This window comes from Marinicauda pacifica (genome assembly GCF_004793635.1).
Taxonomy (GTDB): Bacteria; Pseudomonadota; Alphaproteobacteria; order Caulobacterales; family Maricaulaceae; genus Marinicauda; species Marinicauda pacifica.
On record NZ_SRXV01000006.1, the window covers coordinates 1 to 2,652 of the forward strand.

The following is a 2,652-nucleotide window of genomic DNA, read 5'->3' on the forward strand; positions in this document are numbered from 1 at the left end:
CTCAGCGCGAAGGGACCGGGCCGGATCGCGACCTCCCCAAAGGGGGTCAGGAACCCAACGGTCTCCTTCGCGCCCCTAATCTGGCACAGCTCCAACACACAGGAACCCAGAGAGGACAGGGCGGCGTCATCCAATACGCTGAAACCCCGGACGCCGAGGGCGGATCCGGGGCCTCATGCCGGTAAAGCGTGCTTCGCTGCAAGATCTGGGATTTCAGCGCAAGCAAAGCCCGACGCACCGGGCGGCATGCTTCCTGAAAACCGGGCTGGGATGAGGGGCCGGGCGGGGGTATCTGTGGGCGTTCGGATGAGGAAGGAGCGCGCCGATGACTGTGGCCCTGAAAGATGTGGCGGCGCTGAGCGAGGACGAGGCGCGCGCCGAGCTGGAGCGCTTGGCCAAAGAGATCGCCAGGCATGACCGGCTTTACTACCAGAAGGACCAGCCCGCGATTTCCGATGCGGTCTATGACGGGCTGCGCCAGCGTAATGCGGCAATCGAGGCGCGCTTCCCGGAGCTCAAACGCGAGGACAGCCCGAGCGAGCGCGTCGGCGCGCGGCCGTCATCGGGCTTTGCCGAGGCCAGCCACGCCGTGCCCATGCTGTCGCTCGGCAATGCGTTCGAGGACAGCGACGTCACCGATTTCGTCAAGCGGGTGCGCAAATTCCTCAATGTGAAGGAGGACGAGGCGCTGGCCTTCACCTCCGAGCCCAAGATTGACGGGCTGAGCGCCAATCTGCGCTACGAGAAGGGCGAGTTCGTGCTGGGCGCGACGCGCGGGGACGGGCGCACCGGCGAGAACGTGACCGAGAATCTGCGCACGCTGGGCGATATTCCCGCGCGGCTGTCGGGCGAGGCGCTTCCCGACATCGTGGAGGTGCGCGGCGAGGTCTATATGAGCCATGGCGACTTTGCCGCGCTCAATGAGGCCCAGCGCGAGGCCGGCAAGGCGGAGTACAAGAATCCCAGGAATGCCGCCGCCGGATCGCTGCGCCAGATCGATCCGCGTGTGACCGCGCGCCGGCCCTTGCGCTTTTTCGCCTATGCCTGGGGGGAGGTGTCCGAAGCCCTGGCCGACACCCAGATGGGCGCGGTGGAGAGGCTTCGCGAGCTCGGCTTTGTCATCAACGAGGAGATGACACGCTGCGAGGACGCGCAAGGCCTGCTCGCTCATTACCGCGAGATCGAGGAGAAGCGCGCCGATCTCGGCTATGACATCGATGGCGTGGTCTACAAGGTGGACCGGCTCGATTACCAGGAGCGCCTGGGCTTTGTCAGCCGCGCGCCGCGCTGGGCGATCGCGCACAAATTCTCGCCGGAAAAAGCGACCACGCGCCTCCACGATATCGAGATCCAGGTCGGGCGCACCGGTGCGCTGACCCCGGTGGCCAAGCTGGAACCGGTGACCGTGGGCGGGGTCGTGGTCTCCAACGCCACCTTGCACAATGAGGACGAGATCGCGCGCAAGGATGTGCGCATCGGCGACATGGTCGTGGTCCAGCGTGCCGGCGACGTGATCCCGCAAATCGTCCAGGTGATCGAGGACAAGCGGCCCGCCGGCGCCAGACCGTTCGAGTTTCCCAAGGTCTGCCCGTGCCCGCTGAAGACCCCGGCCGAGCGCGAGGTCAATCCGCGCACCGGCGAGGTCTCGGTCGTGCGCCGCTGCACCGGCGAGTTTGCCTGCCCCTATCAGAGGAAGGAGCATCTCAAACACTTCGTGTCGCGCAAGGCGTTCGATATCGAGGGGCTAGGCGAGAAGCAGGTGGAGGCCTTCTACGAGGAAGGCCTGGTCAAGGAGCCCGCCGACATTTTCACCCTGGCGCGCCGCAACGCGGCGGGCGAGATCGAGCCGGCGCTGGAGACGCGCGAGGGCTGGGGCGAGAAATCGGTCGCCAATTTGTTTGAGTCCATCGAGGCGCGCCGCTCCATCGCGCTCGCCCGCTTCATCAATGCGCTGGGCGTGCGCCATGTGGGCGAGGAAACCTCGCGCCTGCTGGCACGCACCTATGGCAGCTGGACGGCCTTCCGCGAGGCGGGCGAAGCGGCGCGCGAGATCGGGTCGGACGCGCGCGCCTCCATGATCGCCATCGACGGGCTCGGCGATACGGCGGTGGACGCCATCGGGCGCTTCTTCAGCGAAGACCATAACCTGGCCGCGCTCGACCGCCTGCTGGAGCATGTTGCAGTGGAAGACGCCGAGCAGGTCGCGGCCGAGAGCCCGGTCTCGGGCAAGACGGTGGTGTTTACCGGCAGCCTGGAAAAATTCACCCGCGACGAAGCCAAGGCGCGCGCGCAATCGCTCGGGGCCAAGGTGTCCGGCTCGGTATCGGCGAAAACCGACTACCTGGTGGCCGGGCCAGGGGCGGGTAGCAAGCTGAAAAAGGCCGAGGAGCTGGGCGTCGAGATCCTCAGCGAGCAGGACTGGCTGGACCTGATCGGGTAAGAGGGAAGGTGTTTAAAACGAACCTGCTTTCGTCATCCCCGGCTTGACCGGGGACCCAGAGAGCGTGAAGTGCCGTCACCCGATGGAAACACCCTGTCCTCTCTGGGTTCCTGTGTGTTGGAGCTGTGCCAGATTAGGGGCGCGAAGGAGACCGTTGGGTTCCTGACCCCCTTTGGGGAGGTCGCGATCCGGCCCGGTCCCTTCGCGCTGAG

The 2,652-nt window shown here is 66.1% G+C and carries 1 protein-coding gene; it reads left to right on the forward strand.

Features of this window, described 5'->3' with window-relative positions:
* The first annotated feature begins 325 nt into the window (after nt 1–325).
* Nucleotides 326–2,440, forward strand: coding sequence for an NAD-dependent DNA ligase LigA (gene ligA / locus E5162_RS14195; protein ID WP_135945942.1), 2,115 nt, complete (start codon nt 326–328; stop codon nt 2,438–2,440).
* The last annotated feature ends 212 nt before the right edge of the window (nt 2,441–2,652 follow it).